At 34.4% G+C, this 19307-nt stretch carries 17 protein-coding genes and 1 other RNA gene; 9 read left to right on the top strand and 9 right to left on the bottom strand.

The window, feature by feature from the left end:
- Nucleotides 1-10: 10 nt before the first annotated feature.
- Nucleotides 11-1420 carry an NADP-dependent phosphogluconate dehydrogenase gene (gene gndA, locus GKZ88_RS08460; protein WP_155101934.1) on the bottom strand — a complete coding sequence of 470 codons (1410 nt, stop codon included), beginning with the start codon at nt 1418-1420 and terminating at the stop codon, nt 11-13.
- Between the two features lie 376 nt (nt 1421-1796).
- On the opposite strand from gndA, the gene GKZ88_RS08455 reads away from it, so the two are divergent.
- On the top strand, nt 1797-2243 hold the full coding sequence (locus tag GKZ88_RS08455) for a hypothetical protein (RefSeq protein ID WP_230392484.1): 447 nt from the start codon (nt 1797-1799) through the stop codon (nt 2241-2243).
- Nucleotides 2244-2246: 3 nt separating this feature from the next.
- Here GKZ88_RS08455 and GKZ88_RS08450 read toward each other — a convergent pair whose 3' ends face one another.
- Both GKZ88_RS08450 and GKZ88_RS08445 read right to left on the bottom strand, forming a co-directional pair.
- Nucleotides 2247-3065, bottom strand: a complete 819-nt coding sequence (locus GKZ88_RS08450; RefSeq protein ID WP_155101933.1) for a helix-turn-helix domain-containing protein — start codon at nt 3063-3065, stop codon at nt 2247-2249.
- 662 nt (nt 3066-3727) lie between these two features.
- Complete coding sequence (locus tag GKZ88_RS08445) at nt 3728-4222, bottom strand: hypothetical protein (protein ID WP_155101932.1); 495 nt, start codon at nt 4220-4222, stop codon at nt 3728-3730.
- A gap of 296 nt (nt 4223-4518) precedes the next feature.
- On the opposite strand from GKZ88_RS08445, the gene GKZ88_RS08440 reads away from it, so the two are divergent.
- The 4 genes from GKZ88_RS08440 to GKZ88_RS08425 all read left to right on the top strand — a co-directional run bounded on the left by GKZ88_RS08440 (nt 4519) and on the right by GKZ88_RS08425 (nt 7235).
- Complete coding sequence (locus GKZ88_RS08440; RefSeq protein ID WP_155101931.1) at nt 4519-5424, top strand: aldo/keto reductase; 906 nt, start codon at nt 4519-4521, stop codon at nt 5422-5424.
- Between the two features lie 109 nt (nt 5425-5533).
- Entirely contained in the window at nt 5534-6031 is a 498-nt protein-coding gene (mug, locus tag GKZ88_RS08435) for a G/U mismatch-specific DNA glycosylase (RefSeq protein WP_155101930.1), read from the top strand.
- A 102-nt stretch (nt 6032-6133) separates the two neighbouring features.
- A complete protein-coding gene (locus GKZ88_RS08430) occupies nt 6134-6451 on the top strand; it encodes a hypothetical protein (protein ID WP_155101929.1) in 318 nt (105 codons plus the stop codon).
- 16 nt (nt 6452-6467) lie between these two features.
- A complete protein-coding gene (locus GKZ88_RS08425) occupies nt 6468-7235 on the top strand; it encodes an alpha/beta hydrolase (protein WP_230392483.1) in 768 nt (255 codons plus the stop codon).
- A 154-nt stretch (nt 7236-7389) separates the two neighbouring features.
- On the opposite strand, the gene ssrA is transcribed toward GKZ88_RS08425, so the two are convergent.
- Nucleotides 7390-7787: a transfer-messenger RNA gene (ssrA, locus tag GKZ88_RS08420) on the bottom strand.
- Between the two features lie 67 nt (nt 7788-7854).
- Entirely contained in the window at nt 7855-9057 is a 1203-nt protein-coding gene (locus GKZ88_RS08415; RefSeq protein ID WP_155102122.1) for a serine hydrolase domain-containing protein, read from the bottom strand.
- Between the two features lie 240 nt (nt 9058-9297).
- Between GKZ88_RS08415 and GKZ88_RS08410 the strand changes: the two genes are divergently transcribed.
- Nucleotides 9298-10506, top strand: a complete 1209-nt coding sequence (locus GKZ88_RS08410) for an NAD(P)-dependent oxidoreductase (protein ID WP_155101928.1) — start codon at nt 9298-9300, stop codon at nt 10504-10506.
- A gap of 184 nt (nt 10507-10690) precedes the next feature.
- Here GKZ88_RS08410 and fumC read toward each other — a convergent pair whose 3' ends face one another.
- Nucleotides 10691-12076 carry a class II fumarate hydratase gene (gene fumC / locus GKZ88_RS08405; RefSeq protein ID WP_155101927.1) on the bottom strand — a complete coding sequence of 462 codons (1386 nt, stop codon included), beginning with the start codon at nt 12074-12076 and terminating at the stop codon, nt 10691-10693.
- Between the two features lie 437 nt (nt 12077-12513).
- Here fumC and GKZ88_RS08400 point away from each other — a divergent pair, with 437 nt between their 5' ends.
- Entirely contained in the window at nt 12514-12693 is a 180-nt protein-coding gene (locus tag GKZ88_RS08400; protein ID WP_056202312.1) for a hypothetical protein, read from the top strand.
- Nucleotides 12694-12898: 205 nt separating this feature from the next.
- On the opposite strand, the gene GKZ88_RS08395 is transcribed toward GKZ88_RS08400, so the two are convergent.
- Entirely contained in the window at nt 12899-15373 is a 2475-nt protein-coding gene (locus GKZ88_RS08395) for an outer membrane beta-barrel family protein (protein WP_155101926.1), read from the bottom strand.
- A 95-nt stretch (nt 15374-15468) separates the two neighbouring features.
- Nucleotides 15469-15813 (bottom strand): arsenate reductase (glutaredoxin), encoded by a 345-nt coding sequence (arsC, locus tag GKZ88_RS08390; RefSeq protein WP_155101925.1) that lies wholly within the window; start codon nt 15811-15813, stop codon nt 15469-15471.
- Nucleotides 15814-15926: 113 nt separating this feature from the next.
- On the opposite strand from arsC, the gene GKZ88_RS08385 reads away from it, so the two are divergent.
- Nucleotides 15927-16859 (top strand): CPBP family intramembrane glutamic endopeptidase, encoded by a 933-nt coding sequence (locus GKZ88_RS08385; protein WP_155101924.1) that lies wholly within the window; start codon nt 15927-15929, stop codon nt 16857-16859.
- 5 nt (nt 16860-16864) lie between these two features.
- Nucleotides 16865-17905, top strand: coding sequence for an AMP-binding protein (locus tag GKZ88_RS08380; RefSeq protein ID WP_155101923.1), 1041 nt, complete (start codon nt 16865-16867; stop codon nt 17903-17905).
- 106 nt (nt 17906-18011) lie between these two features.
- On the opposite strand, the gene GKZ88_RS08375 is transcribed toward GKZ88_RS08380, so the two are convergent.
- The gene (locus GKZ88_RS08375; protein WP_155101922.1) at nt 18012-19226 is read right to left on the bottom strand and encodes a methyltransferase domain-containing protein; all 1215 of its coding nucleotides are present in this window, start codon (nt 19224-19226) and stop codon (nt 18012-18014) included.
- Nucleotides 19227-19307 lie beyond the last annotated feature (81 nt).

The following is a 19307-nucleotide window of genomic DNA, read 5'->3' as shown; positions in this document are numbered from 1 at the left end:
ATAAGTATTTTTATTCAGACCATTGTGTATGAAAAACACCTGCTTTATCTGTACGTTCGTAAGTATGTGCCCCGAAAAAATCGCGCTGTGCCTGAATTAAATTCGTTGGAAGATTTTCAGATCTATAGGCATCAAAATAAGACAGCGAATTCATTAATCCTGATATAGGTAAACCTTTTTGAACAGCAAACTGAATAACAGCTCTCATTCCTGCTTGGTTTTCGGTTAATTTTGAAGCAATTCCAGCATCTAAAAGCAAGTTTGGCAAATCTGATTTTGCTACATAAGCTTTTCTGAAATCTTCTAAAATAGTAGCACGAATAATACAGCCGCCGCGCCATATTTTGGCAACAGTTTCAAGATTTAATCCGTAATTGTATTCTTTAGAAGCCGTATGAAGTTGTGCTAATCCTTGTGCATAAGTCACAACGATAGAAAAATATAAAGCCGATTTTAATGCCGCAATTGCTTCGCTTGCATTTACATCTGCATTAGCTGTGTTCCAAACTAAATTTTTAGCAGCTTCAATTCTTTCTGGTTTAGTTTTAGACATATCGCGCATGTTAACTGCAGCGTCGATAGTTGGTACTGGAACCTGCAAATCCATTGCGTTTTGCGAAGTCCATTTTCCTGTACCTTTTGATTTTGCCCAATCAGAGATTTTGTTGATTAAAAGACTTCCGTCTTCATCTTGCTGTTTCAGGATTTTTCCTGTAATTTCAACTAAATAAGACTTAAGGTCATGCGTTTGGTTCCATTCTTCAAAAGTCTTCTGAATTGTATTGTCATCAAGATTATAACCTCTTTTCATTAAGTCGTAAATCTCAGAAATCAATTGCATAATTCCGTATTCGATTCCGTTATGAACCATTTTTACGTAGTTTCCAGCAGATCCGTTTCCAAGATATTCTACGCAAGGTTCACCGTCAACTTTTGCAGCAATTGCCTCAAAAATAGGACGAAGTCTTTCGTATGCTTTTTGATCACCTCCTGGCATCATAGCAGGACCGAAACGAGCTCCTTTTTCACCACCAGAAATTCCCATTCCGAAGAAATAAATTCCTTTTTCAGATAATTCTAAAAATCTTCTGTCAGTATCAGTAAAATAAGTGTTTCCGCCGTCGATAATAATATCTCCTTTATCTAAATGAGGAAGTAAGCTTGCAATAGCGCTGTCAACCGGTTTTCCAGCAGGAACTAATAGCATAATCGCTCTTGGCTGTTGAATAAGCTCAACAAAATGTTTTACATCTGTTGTCGCTTCAATTGTTTGGTTTTCGTCAGCTTCTTGTTGAAGAGAATTAACTTTTTCAGTGTCTAAGTCTAAACCTGCAGCCGCAAAGTTATGGCTGGCGATATTTAAAAGTAGGTTGCGGCCCATTACACCGAGTCCTACAATTCCAAAATCAAATTTGCTCATAGTTTTCAATTAACTAAATTATTAGAAGAATGTTTTTGCAGCAAAAAGTAGGAGAAAGTTTGGTAATTCTTTTTCATTCAATGTTTTGCAGCAAAACAAAGTTTATTTTAATCTTACATTTTAAAATATAGACCGCTAAGTTAGAGAAAAATGCTGAAAAATTAGGGGTAAAATTGTTCACTTTTGGGCTATATTGTTATAGTTTTACAGGTGTTTAAAATACACTTATAAGCCATTTTTGAACTATATCGTTATAATTAAGGAATTGCTTGCAAACTTTTTGAATTGAAAATGAAGAACAAATATTTATGCTGTTCGTAATTTTACAATTTCCTGCAAATGATAATCTTTTTCTTTGTGAAAAAAATTATTAAAAATGAAAAAAGCACTTATTTTAAACGGATTATTGCTGCTTGCTTTTTTTAGCAATGCACAAACTTCAAATTCTTCATTAAAGGAAGTCAGAGAAATTATTGAGGCAAGCAATGCGAACTATGCAGCTATTGCCAATAAAAATGACGGATCAATTTTGACAAAATATACAGATGACGCCTGTTTATTTCCACCAAACACAGCACCTTTATGCGGAGGCCAACAAATTGCTTCATTTTTTAAAAACGGCCCTCAAGTTCATGTCAAATTCACGATTCAGAATTTGTATGGTGACGGCAAAACTTCTGTGACCGAGGAAAGTTTTTACGAAATGACCGATATGGATGGCAAAAAATTAGACGATGGAAAAGTGATTGTGATCTGGAAAAACACTAAAGACGGCTGGAAAATGCACCGTGATATGTTTAGCAGTAATCATCCGGCGAAGTAAAACCTAGAAACCGATATTGACAGCCTGTTGAAAATCGGTGTCATTTTTTATTAACGAAGCTCTTGATGCCGAAGGTGTAATTCCGGTAAATTTTCGGAACTCTTTTATAAAATGCGCCTGGTCATAATAACCGCAGTCGTATGCGATTTCAGTTAATGATTCGGAAGTATTTAAAACGAGTTGCAGACTTTTATTGAATCGAAATACAGATGTAAAAGCAGAAGGAGAGATTCCGATATTATTCAGATAAAGTTTTTGAATATATCTTTCTGATAATCCCGAATCTTTTGCCAGCGTTGGCAAATCTAATTGCGAATGCTCATTGAAAATTTTCTGGCTCAAAAGCTGTAGGGTATTCACTTTTTTCAATTGGGTTTCGTTTTTTTTCAATTGCAGTAAAAAGTAATTTTCCAAGATTCTGATTTTAGAATCGAGTCCGTTTGCTTCCATCATTCGGCTGTACAATTCTCGGTTTTCACTTTTTGCTACATCGTACATGTCTGTAGCATAGTTGGTGAATTCAGAAAGCGGATCTGAGAAAAACAAAGTGCTCGCATGCGGAAAGATGCGGGCAATAAGTACCGAAGTGTCTTTTTTTACCGAAAGTCGAGTGGGAAGAGTGAGATGACCAAGTAATTCTATGGCAGGCGTATCTTTTCGTCTGCCATTGATTATGGTTGCGGCATCTCCTTCAGAAATATTGACAATAAAATCCACATAACCGCTTGGGTAAAACACTTCGTTTTCAAGATTTTTATCGATCGTAACAACCGTATAATTTTTTATATACGGCGCTAAACTTGCGGAAGGTAAAATCTGCATTGGATTATTTGTCGTAATTAAAAATTAGCTCACTGATTCATAGTTGATTATAAAGTTAGAAATTAATTCAATAAGAAGTAAAATAATTTTATTCTGCAAAGATGAGCCCTTCGTAATGTTTTCTTTTGAGATTACGACACCAGAATTGACTAAGTTTTAATTCAATAATTCCAAATGAATGATTTCCTGGGACTTTTGTATTTGTAACTATTTCTTCAAATATATGTTGTTGCTCATTAAACTGTTAGTGATTTTCGTTTTTATCTAAATTTCCTTTTATAATTTGGCGACAAAATGTTAAGTTTAATATTGCTCCAACAACTATTAGAGAAATGAAGAAAAGGCATAACATTGTTAAACTCATCCATATTTCACTGTCATCAAAAATATTTTTAAAGAAATTGTATTTTGCCAAATACTCAGGCAAGATACAAGCTAGCGCAACGGATATCGTCCAATGTAAACCTACCAAAACATTAATCGTGAATTTAGATTTAAAGCTATCTAAATATTTATATAAAAAATGTTCGGATAAGATTTTGATTAAGTAAGAGAGACCTATAATTAATACGGCTATGACAAATAAAAAAAATCGTATTCTAGGATCGTGGTTAAATGTCATATTTGAATTTGGAAGTGATTATTTGTATTGCAATTTTTTTCTATTGCAGTTTGAATCCTCTTTTAGTAAAATTAATATTTCCGACATGCTCAAACTTTTGATTGTCAATTGTAAAGTTTCCCATTTCGCAACCCCATCCTTCGCCTTTCATAGTATATTGTGCCCACATAATCATTTCCATGTTGTTCAATATATAGGGTTTGTCTTTTCCTAAATAAAATTCATAGCTATGATTAACATTTAAATTCTTTTCAATGTGAGTCCAATAAGTTTTATATTCAGGACGATTCAAATTATTTTCTTTATCAAGATAGATAAAGAATGTACTTATTTTTTTAAGATTGCTTTTTTCGATCACTTTAATAGAATCAATTTCATCAAATTCAAAACCCGTAAAGGATATTGGGTCTGGTATAAAATAAATTGTTTGTGAACATTTTGTTTTAAAATCTTGTCTTTCTTTCTCGGTCCATTCATACAATTTGTTGCAACTGATAAGGGATAAGAGAAGACAAAAAAGTATTGAGTACCTCATTCTATTTTTAGATCGGTTCGTTAATTAAAATAGCAAGTAGCTTACGGCCTTTATTTGATAAATATATAAAAAGAATTTTTCGTTTTTTTTATTAAAATTTAAAATAGAGCAAAGTCAAAGTAGATTGCCCTTAAAAAATGAAACAATTCTTATAGTAAAATGTGATATAGATCACATATGTATCTAAGTTTTTAGCCGGAACTTTATTCTTTCATTTGAAGGCATAATAACCTTCAGAAAATTACAACAATTTGTTGTTTAAAATGGGAAGATTATTAACTTAAAAATATTTTAAAATGAGTACATCACATAAAAACTTAAGTATTCCTGCACTTGGATTTGGTACCCTTATTCCTGATCCATTATTAACTATAAGTGCCACTAAAGATGCGTTAAAAGCTGGCTTTCGTCATTTTGATGCCGCAGAACGATACCGTAATGAAAAAGAAGTGGGGGAAGCCTTAAAAGAAGGAATGGCAATGGAAGGAATTGCCCGTGAAGAGATTTTTGTTACTACGAAGTTATGGAACACCAATCATAGACCGGAACGTGTTCAACCAGCCTTTGAGGCAAGTTTAAAGAGACTTGGACTCGATTATCTGGATCTTTATCTTATTCACACTCCATTTGCTTTTCAACCTGGAGATGAACAAGATCCTAGAGATCAAAACGGTAATGTAATTTATGATCACGAAGTAACTTTGCTGGATACATGGAGAGCGATGGAAAGTCTTGTTGATAGCGGGAAGGTCAGATCAATTGGCTTATCTGATATTAGTTTAAAAGAACTTATTCCTATTTACGAAGCTGCTAGAATAAAACCAGCTGTAGTTCAGATAGAAGCACATCCTTATTTGCCAGAAAATGAACTTCTTGATTTTTGTAAAGAGAAAGGAATTGTTTTTTTAGCTTTCGCTCCACTAGGACACGGAATAAAACCCGGACCAATTGAAGATGAAGTTGTTTTAAAGATTGCAGAAAAAACTGGAAAAACACCTGCACAGGTATTATTGTCTTGGGCAGTGCAACGTGGTACCACCTTGCTGACTACTCCTAAAAGCTTGGCACGAGCTCATGAAAATTTTAATATTGGTGTTTTGTCACAAGAGGACTTTGATCAAATTGATAATATAGAGACCAGACAGCGATTTAATAGCGTGGTTAAAACTGGAGTTCCAGGTTTTATTGCAAAAGGGAATTAATTGTAAAAGACGTTGCGACGATTTATCTTTAAGTAACTTTGTTAGGATCAAAATTATGTAAAGCAATGGCTATTTTTAAACTTATAACTAACTAATTTGAATTTCATAAATGTTAACTGATATTATTAAAGAAGATCTGAATGTGCTTTTTTGCGGCATTAATCCGGGCTTAAAATCGGCATCAGATGGGCATCACTTTTCGGGAAGAAGCAATCGATTTTGGAAAGTATTACATCAGGCTGGTTTTACTCCCTATCAAATAGAAGCCATAAACGATATTGATATTTTAGACTTTGAATTTGGTTTGACTACAGCCGTAGCAAGGGCAACTTCTCGTGCAGATCAGCTATCAAAAGAAGAATTTGATGATTCAATTGAGATTTTTAAGCGTAAGATCAAGAAGTTCAAACCAAAGTATATTGCTTTTCTTGGTAAAGCCGCCTACAAGGCTTTTTCAGGTAAAAAACAAATTACTTGGGGATTACAGTCTGAAGATTTTTGCGGGGCCAAAGTTTGGATACTGCCGAACCCCAGTGGCTTAAATCGTGGATTTACACTGAGTGATCTCGTTACTTCTTACTCGGAATTGCGAAAAACAATAGCCTGATATAAAAATCCACTTTTTTATGAATCATAATAAATGGCAGGATAATTCCCGTATAAAGTCTTTTTTGTAAATTTACTTTAAACATTCCTAAACTTACTTGCTATGGAATATATAGATATCAAAAACATTTCTCAACTGCTTGCGTTTTTTCATTACGATAAACCGGTTCGTCCATTGATAGCAGTTGTAGATTTATCCAAAGTCGAGCGATCACATAGAATACCTGATGCTTCGTATCGATTGGACATGTATTCCATCGCTTGCAAAAAAATAGATGGCCCGTTTAAATATGGACGTACGAACTACGATTTTTTCGAAGGTTCATTAATGTTTACAGCTCCAAATCAGGTTTTATCTCTTGGAGCAGAAAAAAATGTTAGGACAGGGCATTCACTAAAGGAATACAGAAATCTGAATTAAAATAAAAACATAGAAAATGAAAACAACATATAAAGGGATGATTTCGATACTGATAGTTTCGATATTCGGGTTTACATTAGTTGCCAATGGACAGGAAATCAAAACAATAAAGAATATTGTGCTCGTACATGGAGCATTTGTGGATGGTTCTGGCTGGAGAGGGATTTATGATATCTTAACCAAACAAGGCTATAAAGTATCTGTAACCCAGCATTCAACAAGTTCTTATGATACAGATGTTGCAGCAGTCAATAGGATAATTGATCAACAGGACGGTCCTTGTATTTTGGTGGGGCATAGTTACGGTGGAGCAATCATCACAACTGCAGGAAATAATCCAAAAGTTGCCGCATTGGTTTTTATTGCCGCACATGCGCCTGATAGTGGAGAATCAGAAGCCAATAACGGAAAATTGTATCCTCCTTTATATAAGTCATTAATAAAAGGCGATGACGGATTGGATTATATTGATCCAAAGAAGTTTTCAGCTGATTTTGCCAATGGAGTTCCTGTTAAAACGGCTGAATTTATGGCCATCTCGCAACCTGCTATAACAGATAATGCTTTTCATGTTGTGATCCAGAACCCTGCATGGAAAATAAAACCAGTCTGGTGTGTGATTGCTAAATCAGATAGAATTATCAATCCTGATCTAGAGCGTTTTTATGCCAAAAGAGCAAATAGTGTTAAAACTATTGAAGTTGAAGGTGCGGGACACTGTGTTTACATAAGCCATCCAAAGGAATGCGCCGCATTAATAGTTTTGGCATCCAAAGGAAAATAAGAAAAAACTAATAGTAGAATGAACAAAGTCAATTCAATTAGCAGACCTTTACCGAAGGAAAAGTAATGCAGTTTACAGTGTTGTTTTTGTAGTTTAATGGTTGGTTTTTAGTATTTTATAAAAGAAAAAAGGAAGGTGTTGAACACCTTCCTTTTTGTGGAGTCGCCGGGAATCGAACCCGGGTCCAAACAAGCAACTAAAGAGCTTTCTACACGCTTATTTCCTGATTAGATTTTCGTTGTTAAGCTAGGCCAGAAACAGCCACCGAACACTTATCTTCTTAATTTTCGAAACCCACCCGAAGCTCATGGATATCTAGGTTTATTTTTACGGTTCCCCTGAACGGAACGCCACAAACCAAGGCTTTCCAGGAGAATCCAGCTTCTCTACCTTGTAGAGACGTGGCGCAATCTTACTATGATTCGGATTATGCAGCTAAAGCGTAATTATTTTCGCCGTGTAAAAGTGTGAGATCTTATATTTACGAGCAAGGTCTCAATGCTCGACGTGCTTACTGTTCAATTCGACTTGCTGTCAAAACCAGTCGACCCCAAAAAATAAGTCTGCAAATTTATACTATTTGAAATTACTTTCTGCTAAAATTTTCAGAAAAATTGTATTATTCTTCGTCCTTGAAATTAAAAGGATAATCTCCAAAGATTGGAGCCAGTTTACGCACCGCATAAGTGTTTCTGGTCATTTTGTTTGACAATGCAATAATCGTAACATGCTCTTTCATTAAAGTAATGTACGATGAGGTATTGCCATGCCACCAGCCATTGTGGAAATAAAAATTCTGACCCGTTTCCCAATTAATCATTCTGATTCCGAGACCATAATTTTTGGTTCCTTTGCGTTCGTTGCTGTAACCCGTGTAAACTTGTTTTAATAATGCCGGCTTTAAAAAGTCTGGCGATTGTCTTGCGCGGTCAAATTTTAAAAGATCACGTACAGTAGAAAATACATTTTTATCTCCGTAAACATTATCTAAATAGTCAAAACCAATTTCGGCACCATTTCCTTTGTAAGAAGGAACAATTGTTTTTCTGTCTTTATCGTCATCAAAAATATAACTATGCGTCATTCCCAATGGTTTGAAAATCATTTGAGACATTGCTTCTTTATATTTTAATCCTGTGATTTTTTCAATAATCAGTGCCAGCATCGCATAATTAGTATTGCAATAACCAAAACGTGTTCCGGTTTTAGCTTCCAAGCCAATATCTTTCGTTGCTAAAATATCTAGAATGTCTTTATTCGTCAGCTGATTATGTCTGTCCCAAACCGATTTGTCGTGATCTGTAAAATAAGCATAATTGCGCATTCCCGTACGATGGCTCAAAAGCATTCTGATGGTGCAGTCTTCAAATGGAAATGTTTTTAAAATAGTATTTACCTTTTGATCCAGATCAATTTTGCCGGCATTTACCAATTTTAAAACTGCGGTTGCCGTAAGTACTTTGCTCACAGATGCAATTTGCACTGGAGTATCTGCAGTAATTTTAGTTCCTTCGTTTTTATTTGCGTAACCGTTGTATCTTTCAAAAATAATCTGTCCGTTTCTTGCTACTAAGAAACTGCCATTCATACTATTGTTTGGCCAATTTTTATTGTAAAAGTGGTTAATTCTGCCTTTTACAGAATTTATATAAGCTTGTGTAAGTCTTTTTTCTGGGCCTAAAGGCTTCATCTTAGGCAAGGTATCTTCTACCGTTTGTGCAGTATCTACGCTTGTTTTCTTATCATTGCCACATGAACTTAAAACTAAAATTAAAAAAAGTATTTGTGGTATCTTTGTCTTTTTAAGGAAACTCATTTTCATCATTCTTTAAAAACAAATATATAGAATTCAATATTTATGTTTTAGATATTTTGAAAGAGCCAACCGGTTGCTTTAACATAATATTAACTAAAATTTTAGTTAGTCGATTGTAAGTCAGCTTTAAACGGTTTTTAAAGATTCTAAATTGTAATTTTTGAAGAAAACTTTAACGAAATTTGTTATATTTGAAACAAATAAGATGTAAAAAGTTATATTATTAAATGCTTTAAACCTATTTAAATGAAATTCGGAATTATAAAAGAAAGAAAAAACCCACCAGATCGACGCGTAGTTTTTGCCCCAGATGAGTTGGCAAAACTGAAACAGCAATATCACGAAGCTATTGTAGAAGTAGAGAGTTCAGATATTAGGATTTTTTCGGATCTTCAATATAAAAGTATGGGAATTACAGTAACTGAAGATGTTTCAGACTGTGATGTGTTATTTGGAGTGAAAGAAGTTCCGGTTGAAAATTTAATTCCAAACAAAACATATTTCTTTTTTTCTCATACGATTAAAAAACAACCGCACAACAGAAAATTGCTGCAGGCCATTTTAGAAAAAAACATTGATTTATACGATCATGAAACCATAGTGAACGAATTAGATCATCGTTTAATTGGTTTTGGAAAATATGCCGGTATGGTTGGTGTTTATAACGGAATCAGAGCTTTTGGGCTAAAGTTTGAATTGTTCAAGCTTCCAAAAGCAGAAACATTATCAGGAAAAGAAGCTTTAATTATGCATTTAAAACGCATCACAATGCCGGCCTTAAAATTTGTGGTTACAGGAACAGGAAAAGTAGGGAGCGGTGCTAAAGAAATTTTGGATGCGATTAAAGTAAAAGAAATTACAATTGATAATTATTTGACTAAAAAATACGCGCAGGCGGTTTATGTGCAATTGGATGTTTTAGAATATAATAAACGTATCGACGGCCAGATTTTGGATTTTAAAGATTTTGTAAATCATCCTGAAGAATATGTTTCCGATTTTGAAAAATTCACGAAAGTTTCTGATATTTATTTTGCAGGACATTTTCACGCCAGCGCAGCGCCAATGATTTTGACAAGAGAAATGCTGAATGCAAGTGACTGCAGATTGAAAGTTGTAGCCGATATTTCCTGCGATGTGAATGGTCCAATCGCCTGCACAATTCGTTCGTCAACAATTGCAGATCCTATTTATGGTTATTTTCCATTAGAAGATAAAGAAGTAGATATATTTCATCCAGCGGCGGTTGCGGTTATGGCGGTTGATAATTTGCCATGCGAAATCCCAAAAGATGCCAGCGAAGGTTTTGGAGAACAATTTATGGAACATGTAATTCCGGCGTTCTTCAACGGAGATAAAGACGGAATTTTAAAACGCGCCAAAATCACAGAAAATGGAAAACTGACGGAAAGGTTTAGTTATTTGCAAGACTATGTTGATAATGGTGAATTGTAAATTGTTAATTATTAATTGAAATTCAGATTGTAATTATACCGTTGTCACCCTGAGCGAAGTCGAAGGGCTTGTGATATCGTAAAGCCCTTCGACTTCGCTCAGGGTGAAAGAAAAAAACAAAAGCCTGAAATTATATTTCAGGCTTTTTTAATTTATAATTAACCATTAATAATTCACAATTAAATTACACCATTTCCTCCGGTTTTACCCAAGCGTCAAAATCTTCAGGAGTAACGTAACCTAAACGAACCGCTTCATCTTTAAGAGTTGTTCCGTTTTTGTGAGCGGTTTGAGCAATTTCTGCAGCTTTATAATATCCAATTTTTGTGTTTAAAGCTGTTACAAGCATAAGAGAATTATCTACTAATTCTTTAATACGTTTATGATTTGGTTCGATTCCTTGAGCGCAATGTTCATCGAATGAAACGCAGGCGTCTCCGAGCAAACGTGCCGATTGAAGGAAGTTTGCTGCCATAACTGGTTTAAAAACATTTAATTCATAATGTCCCTGCATACCGCCAACAGCAATTGCCATATCGTTTCCAATAACTTGCGCGCAAACCATTGTTAACGCTTCGCATTGCGTCGGGTTTACTTTTCCGGGCATGATGGAAGATCCAGGTTCGTTTTCTGGAATGTGAATTTCGCCAATTCCTGAGCGTGGCCCAGAAGCCAGCATTCTCACATCATTTGCAATTTTATTTAAGGAAACAGCTAATTGTTTTAGCGCTCCGTGTGTTTCGACAATGGCATCGTGCGCGGCTAAAGCTTCAAATTTATTTTCAGCAGTTACAAATGGGTGATTGGTGAATTTGGCAATATATTCGGCAACTTTTACGTCGTAGCCTTTTGGTGTGTTTAAACCGGTTCCAACTGCGGTTCCGCCAAGAGCAATTTCAGATAAATGCGCTAAAGTGTTTTTCAATGCTTTTAATCCGAATGCTAATTGAGCAGCATAACCCGAAATTTCTTGTCCGAGTGTCAGTGGCGTTGCATCCATTAAATGTGTACGCCCAATTTTGACTACGTCTTTAAATTCAGCTGCTTTTTTAACTAAAGTGGCATGCAGTTTTTCAACTCCCGGAATTGTAGTTTCAACGACCATTTTATAAGCTGCAATATGCATTCCGGTTGGGAATGTGTCATTTGACGACTGTGATTTATTTACATCATCATTTGCTTTTATAAACTGTTCGCCTTCGCCAATTTCAAAACCTTTTAGAACCTGCGCGCGGTTTGCAATTACTTCATTCACATTCATATTACTTTGCGTTCCTGAACCCGTCTGCCAAATTACCAGCGGAAATTGATCGTCTAATTTTCCTTCCAGAATTTCGTCGCAGACTGCTGCAATAGTATCTCTTTTTTCGATTGGCAAAACGCCTAAGTCATAATTAGCAAAGGCGGCGGCTTTTTTTAGATAAGCAAATCCTTCGATAATTTCTTTTGGCATTGAAGCTGCGTTTCCAATTTTAAAATTGTTGCGGGAACGTTCTGTTTGAGCACCCCAATATTTATCGGCTGGGACTTGAACTTCGCCCATGGTGTCTTTTTCTATTCTGTATTTCATTATGTAGTAAATATGTTGTTTGTAAAATGTATTCTGTTAATGTGAAATGTGTGATATGTGAGTTGTCAAGTTGCTTGAGTAAATGAAACGCTGATAACGCTGATTTACTTCGTAAAGACACAGATTGAAACGGATTATTATTTTGAATGCTTAAAATGTCTTTTGAAAACGGATGCCTAGCCCCGATAGCAGTGAAAATCCTTTTATGTTTTTTCTTTAAAAACATAAAAGATTGTAACGGATAGCGGGAAACAGCTCCTGAAAATACTCATATTCTTCTTATTTAGACAGTTGAATAATAACCGAGAAAAAATCCTTATTTAAAATGAGTATAAATATACGGATAAATGTTATTTCACGAAAATTGATTTAGATTTTATTGCCAAGGACGAATATATAACCTACATTTGTCGTAACATTCAAAAATTCCGGAAAACATGTTTGAATTTTCACAGTACTTAGGCTTTTTACTTTTCTTAACCATACTAACTATAGGGTTTTGGTTAATGTTTTTCTTAGTTGGTTTCGTATCTTATTGGGTTACGGGAGCAAGCTGGGAAATGTTCAAAGAAAAGAGAGCTAAAAAAAGACAAGAAGAACAATCAGTTAAATATTAATTGATTTCATAAAAAAGAACCCAAATGGGTTCTTTTTTTTTGTGTCAAAAAAAAGAAATTCCAATATTGAAAATCCCAAATTTCAATTTTAGAAATACACAAAAAAGAAAATCCAAATTCCAACTTTTACAATTGGAATTTGGATTTTTTAATTTATGCCAATTAGATTGGAATTTGGAATTTCAGTATTGAAATTTACCTAGTGTTATCCAGGGAATTCTCCACCGCCGTCATCATTTCTTGGCTGTGCATTTTTATCTCTTTCACCTTTTGGTTTGTTGAAACGGTAAGTAAACGATAAATTGAATTGACGTTTACGGAACTGCATTTCACCATATGAAGTTTGACTTTCTTTTGTTACGTCATTTTGAAGGTACGTGTACGATCTCATGATTCTTGAATTGAAAATATCACTGATGTTGAAAGCAATTGTTGCTTTGTCTTTTAGTACGTCTTTGCTCAATGCAGTATTCATACCAAACATGCCTAAGTTTTTACCTTGTGCTGTTTTTTGCTCGCCATTGTAAGTAGCGTTCAATTGCCAGTCAATTTTGTACGGAAGCGTAAGTTTAGAGTTGATTCTTGCAAACCATGTGTTAGCTTGATTATCAAGGTTCTGAACTACAGTGTTTCCGTTTACATCAATATATGTATTTTCTCCAGTTGTTTTTACGTTGTAAAGGTTAAAGTTACTGTTGACTCTCCATATTTTGAATGGAGTATAGTTCAAGGTAAATTCAAAACCAAATTTTTGCTCTTGACCTAAGTTGATTGGTCGGCTTAAAATAACTGGAATTCCGTTTACTTCATTTCCGTTTGGAGTTCTTACAAAGCTGAAAACATCTTTAGTATCCTCAAAATAAGCTGAGGTGTTAAATGTTAATTTGGTCCAACGCTTGATGTAACCAATGTCATATTTGTCAGTCAAAGATGGATCTAAGTCTGGATTTCCTTGAAAAATATTAACGTTACTTGAGTAGTTAACAGCTGGGTTCATAAAACGTCCTCTAGGTCTAGTTAAACGTTTACTGTAACTTGCTGTTAAGTTGCTTTGGTCTGAAATTTCATAACTAATAAATGCACTTGGAAATAAATTATTGTATTTTTTAGTATTGAAATCACTGTTGTCTAATAAGTTAACGTGAATATCTGTATCTTCCCAACGCAAACCAAATAAATAAGATAGCTTATTTACTTTGAAACCGTATTGCGTGTAAAATGCGTTGATATTTTCTTTGTATTCTAATGTGTTTGATAAATTAGGATCTTTTACATAAGTGTTAGTTGCGGGATCATATGCAGTGACAAAATATTCATTGTTTAAGTCTCCAAAACTTCCTTTATATCCTGCCTCAAACTGACTTCCTTTTCCTAACGGCAATACGTAATCGGCTTGAAATAATACTTGTTTTTGTACCTGATCGTTTAAAGTATTGTTGAAATTTGGAGAAGCAGTAATAATGCTGTTGCTGTCGTCTGTATTTCTAGAAATAGATAAATCGGCAGTAAGCTTATGACCTTTATCGTTGAAATTTTTGATTAAATTCGAAGTATATTCAACGTTTTGACTTCCAGTATCTCCATTGTTTAAACGGAAAGATGTTCCTGTAGGATTATTATTGGCATCAAAATTACTGTAATTGATCAAATCTGTTGTATTACCAGAATTGTTTTGGTAATTGATGGCGTTTGTCCAGAAAGTGGTTTTATTTAGTGCCCATTCGATACCAGCTCGTCCGTTAAATCCGTCTGATTCTCTTTTTGTATCACGACCTTCATCTAAGAAGCCTTTTGGTGTGCCATCGGCATTAAGATAAGATGTATTAGTTAAACCGCCTCCTTCATTAGTTCTGTGGTTATATCCTAAAGTCGTGAAATAGTTTAATTTTTCTGTTTTGTAATTTAGATTCGCAGTTAAACCGTAAGTTTCAGGAATACCAGTCGAAGCAATAAAAGTTCCGTTAAGACCTTGGTTTTTTCCTTTTTTAAGAATGATATTGATGATTCCAGATCCACCTTCAGCATCATAACGTGCAGATGGATTTGTAATAACTTCTACTTTGTCAATAGCATCTGCAGGAAGCTGACGCAAAGCTTCAGCAATATTAATAGCTTGAGAAGGTCTTCCGTCAATTAAAATACGGATGTTATCGCTTCCTCTTAAACTTACATTTCCTTCAGTATCAACAGAAACTGATGGCACGTTGTCAAGTACGTCACTTACAGTTCCTCCTTTTACCATCATATCTTGACCAACATTGTACACTTTTTTGTCCAATTTGATCTCAACAGATGATTTTTCAGCGCGAACTACAACTTCACTTAATTGTGCTGCATCTTCAGATAAATTTACAACGCCTAAATTAGTATCGCCAGAAATAGTTTTTCCTTTGATTTCAGTAGATTTAAACGAAATAAACTCAACTTTTATATCATAAGTTCCAGGCGCTACTGCTACTTCAAATTCACCTTTTGGATTGGTGATGCCGCCAGCAACAACTTTAGTGTCGTTAGGAAGTATAAACGATATTGTAGCGTATTCTAGGGGTTGTTTGCTAACTTTTTCAAAAACTTTTCCAGTAACTTTTACCTTGTTTTTACCAGGAGGTGCCTGTTGTGCGTAGTTGTAAAAACTTGTAAAAAAAAGAACAAGCAGTACAGCAAATTTAATTTTCTTCATTTTATTTTTTGGTTTCATTTACTCTTTAGACGCTAAATATAGCTTTAGGTTTAAAGGGTAAAATCACAAATAAATGTTAATTCATCATTTTTTAATCAGTCAAGGAAATCAGCAACTAAATCAAGATCTCTGCCGATAATTGCTTTTCCGTCTTTAATGACGATTGGGCGTTCTATTAAAATTGGATTTTCGGTCATTGCCTGAATGATTTCGTCATCACTCAGATCTTTTCCTTTATAATTTTCAGTCCAGATATTTTCTTTAATTCGAACTAATTGAATTGGTTTCAAGTTCAGTTTTGTAAGGAGTTCTTTTAATTCGGTAAAACTTGGCGTGTCTGTTAAATACGGGATAATTTCGTATTCTTTTTTCGACTGATCGATAAAAGCCAGGCAGCTTCTTGATTTTCCGCAGCGCGGATTATGATAAATTTGAATCATTTTGTTATATTTAATATGTTGTAAGAAGGTAACGTAAAAAAATAGGTATTTTCGCAGGACCAAAAATACTATTTACTTAGTAAACTGAATTCTCATTTTAAAATTATATATAAATGTTTTTAGAGCAAGGAATTAAACCTCATAATAAATTTTTTCTGTATCTAATTGGTTCAGTAATTATTATAATCGCTTCATTTATTGGTCAGATTCCACTTTCGTTGGCGGTTCTTTATTCGAGTTTCAAAAATAAAACAGAAGTACCAACTGATAATGACGGTGTTTTGAGAGTATTTGAACCTAATCTTACTTTGTTTCTGGTAATGATTTCTTTTGTTTTTGCATTTGCGGGTGTTTATTTCGTTGTAAAATATCTTCATAAACAGACGCTTTTATCTGTTACGACATCGAGAAAGAAAGTAGACTGGAACCGAATCTTGTTTTCGTTTGTATTATGGGCCGTTTTTTCAGGTTTAAGTTTTTGGGCTATTTATTTAAAAGATCCCGAAAATTTTGTCTGGAATTTTAAATTGATTCCTTTTTTAATTTTAGTTGTAATTGGATCTTTGCTTATTCCTATTCAAACCAGTACCGAAGAATATATTTTTAGAGGGTATTTAATGCAGGGTTTTGCAAATTTGGCTAAAAACAGATGGTTTCCTTTGTTGATGACCTCGCTTGTTTTTGGATCAATGCATGTTTTTAATCCAGAAGTGGCAAAAATGGGTTATATTATTATGGTTTATTATATTGGAACTGGCCTGTTTTTAGGAATCATTACACTGATGGATGAAGGAATAGAACTGGCCCTGGGTTTTCACGCTGCCAATAATTTGACTGGCGCTTTGCTGGTCACTTCAGATTGGACTGTTTTTCAGACGCATTCTATTTTTAAAGATATGTCCGAGCCTTCGGCTGGTCTTGATGTAATACTGCCGGTTGTCGTCGTTTATCCTATTTTGCTTTTTATCTTCAGCAAAAAATACAAATGGACAAACTGGAAAGAAAAGTTGACGGGTGAAATAAATATTGTAGAAACTTCAAATTAATGATCATGTTACAGCTGACACATAAAAACGTACATAATTATTTTAAAATCAACGGATATCATTTAAATGCAAAGGATTTATGCCGAGTTGGTTATAGCTTCATAAAAGAAGGTGATGCCTATGAACGTGCTATAGGGGAGTTTTTTCTCGATTGGTTTGATAATAAGGAGTATATCGAAATGACGACTTCTGGAACCACAGGACTTCCAAAATTAGTCAGATTAGAAAAACAAGCCATGATTCAGTCGGCTTTAGCAACTGGAGATTTTTTTGGTTTAAAGCCGGGAGATAGAGCTTTGCTATGTTTGCCGACGCAATTTATTGCTGGAAAAATGATGCTGGTAAGAAGTTTAATTTTAGGACTTGATATTGATGTGAAAGCGCCAAGTACAGAGCCCTTAGCTTTCAATTCAGAACAATACGATTTTGTTGCGATGGTGCCTTTGCAAGTTCAGAACTCTCTCGATAAACTCAAAAATGTAAAGAAATTAATTATTGGAGGTGCGAAAATGGATTCGGCGCTTGAAGCGGAATTATTGAAGCTAAATGGAGAAATTTACGAAACCTATGGAATGACCGAAACCATAACGCATATTGCCGCTAAAAAAGTAGGCGAAAGTGCGTTTTCGATTTTGCCAAATGTAAAAATTGAAAAAGATGACCGTGGCTGCCTTGTAATTTATGTTTCGTCGATTTCTGAAGAACCTATTGTTACCAATGATTTGGTCGAATTGATCAATGATAAACAATTTGTTTTTTTAGGAAGAATCGATAATGTTATCAATAGTGGAGGAGTGAAGCTGATTCCTGAACAGATTGAGGCAAAATTAGTGGGAAAAATTCCAAATCGATTTTTTGTAACAGGAGTGCCAGATTCTCTTTTAGGCGAAAAATTAATCTTAGTAATTGAAGGTGAAAAGCAAGATTTTGCCCCCGATTTTTTTAATGTTTTAGGGAAGTTTGAAAAGCCAAAAGAAATTGTTTTTGTTCCAAAATTCAAAGAAAATGAAAATGGGAAGTTGCTTAGAAAACCCAGTATAGAGTAAAGAAATCAAAAAGAAAAATTCCAAAAAAAGAAATCCCAAATTCCAATAACTACGATTGGGATTTGGGATTTTTGCTATTTAATTATTCCAAAAATTGAAATTTATCTTATTTTTTTCTTTCCAAAAGTGCCATATAAAATCCGTCAAAACCAGATTCAGATGCCAGCATTTTTCGGTCTTCAATAAAAGTAAATTGTTGTCCGATTTCAGTTTTTAGAAATTTCTCTACCTGCTCCTGGTTTTCAGAAGGTAAAACAGAACAAGTTGCATAAACTAATTTTCCGCCTGGTTTTACAATTTTAGAATAGTTTTCTAAAACTTCGCTCTGAACTTTACGAATGTTATCGATAAACTCAGGCTGTAATTTCCATTTTGAATCAGGATTTCTTTTTAAAACTCCCAATCCGCTACATGGTGCGTCAATCAAAACACGATCTGCTTTTTCGTGCAGTTTTTTGATCACTTTTGTGCTGTCAATAATACGGTATTCAATGTTGAAAGCACCATTTCTTTTAGCTCTCAATTTTAATTGTTTCAATTTGCTTTCATATAAATCCATTGCAATCAACTGTCCTTTGTTTTCCATCAAAGAAGCCATATGCAATGTTTTTCCTCCAGCTCCAGCGCAGGTATCAACAACACGCATTCCTGGTTTTACGTCAAGAAATCCTGCAACTAATTGAGAATTGGCATCTTGAACTTCGAACAAACCTTGTTTAAAAGCATCTGTCAAAAATACGTTTGCTCTTTCTTTTAAAACTAAAGCTTCTGGCTGATCTTTTAAATATTCTGTTTCAATATTTAAATCCATCAACGTATTTCTCAGATTTTCTTTAGTTCCTTTAAGCGTGTTGGTTCTTAAAATTACTTTCGCCGGCTGATTTTGCGCAGTGATTTCTTTTGCCCAAACTTTTTCGCCTAGCTCTTTCACGCCTAATTCATCCATCCAGTCTGGAATAGATTCTTTTAAAGCTCTCACTTTTGAAAGCTCGTCAAAACGGCCTTTTATTTTTCTTTCAGGAGTTCCTTCTAATTGTCTCCAATCTGGGATTGGATAGCCTCTTAAAACAGCCCAAACCGCAAACATTCTCCATAAATTATCTCTGTCGTATGGTTCTTTTACTTCCGCAATTTCTGCGTAAAGACGTTTCCAACGAACAATTTCATATATTGTTTCAGCAACAAACTTCCTGTCAGAACTTCCCCAACGTTTGTCTTTTTTTAAGGCTCTGGCTACCACTTTATCTGCATATTCTCCTTCATTGAAAATTGCATTTAAAGAATCGATGGTAGTATAAACTAAATTTCTGTGTAATCTCATTTTAATAATTTGAGTTGCAAAGGTACTATTAATTGATTGAAAGTTAAATTTTTAATTCTGATTGTTGATTTGACTTTCATT

This window comes from Flavobacterium sp. LC2016-01 (genome assembly GCF_009711135.1).
Lineage (GTDB): Bacteria > Bacteroidota > Bacteroidia > Flavobacteriales > Flavobacteriaceae > Flavobacterium.
This window is presented reverse-complemented; position numbering and strand designations above follow the sequence as displayed.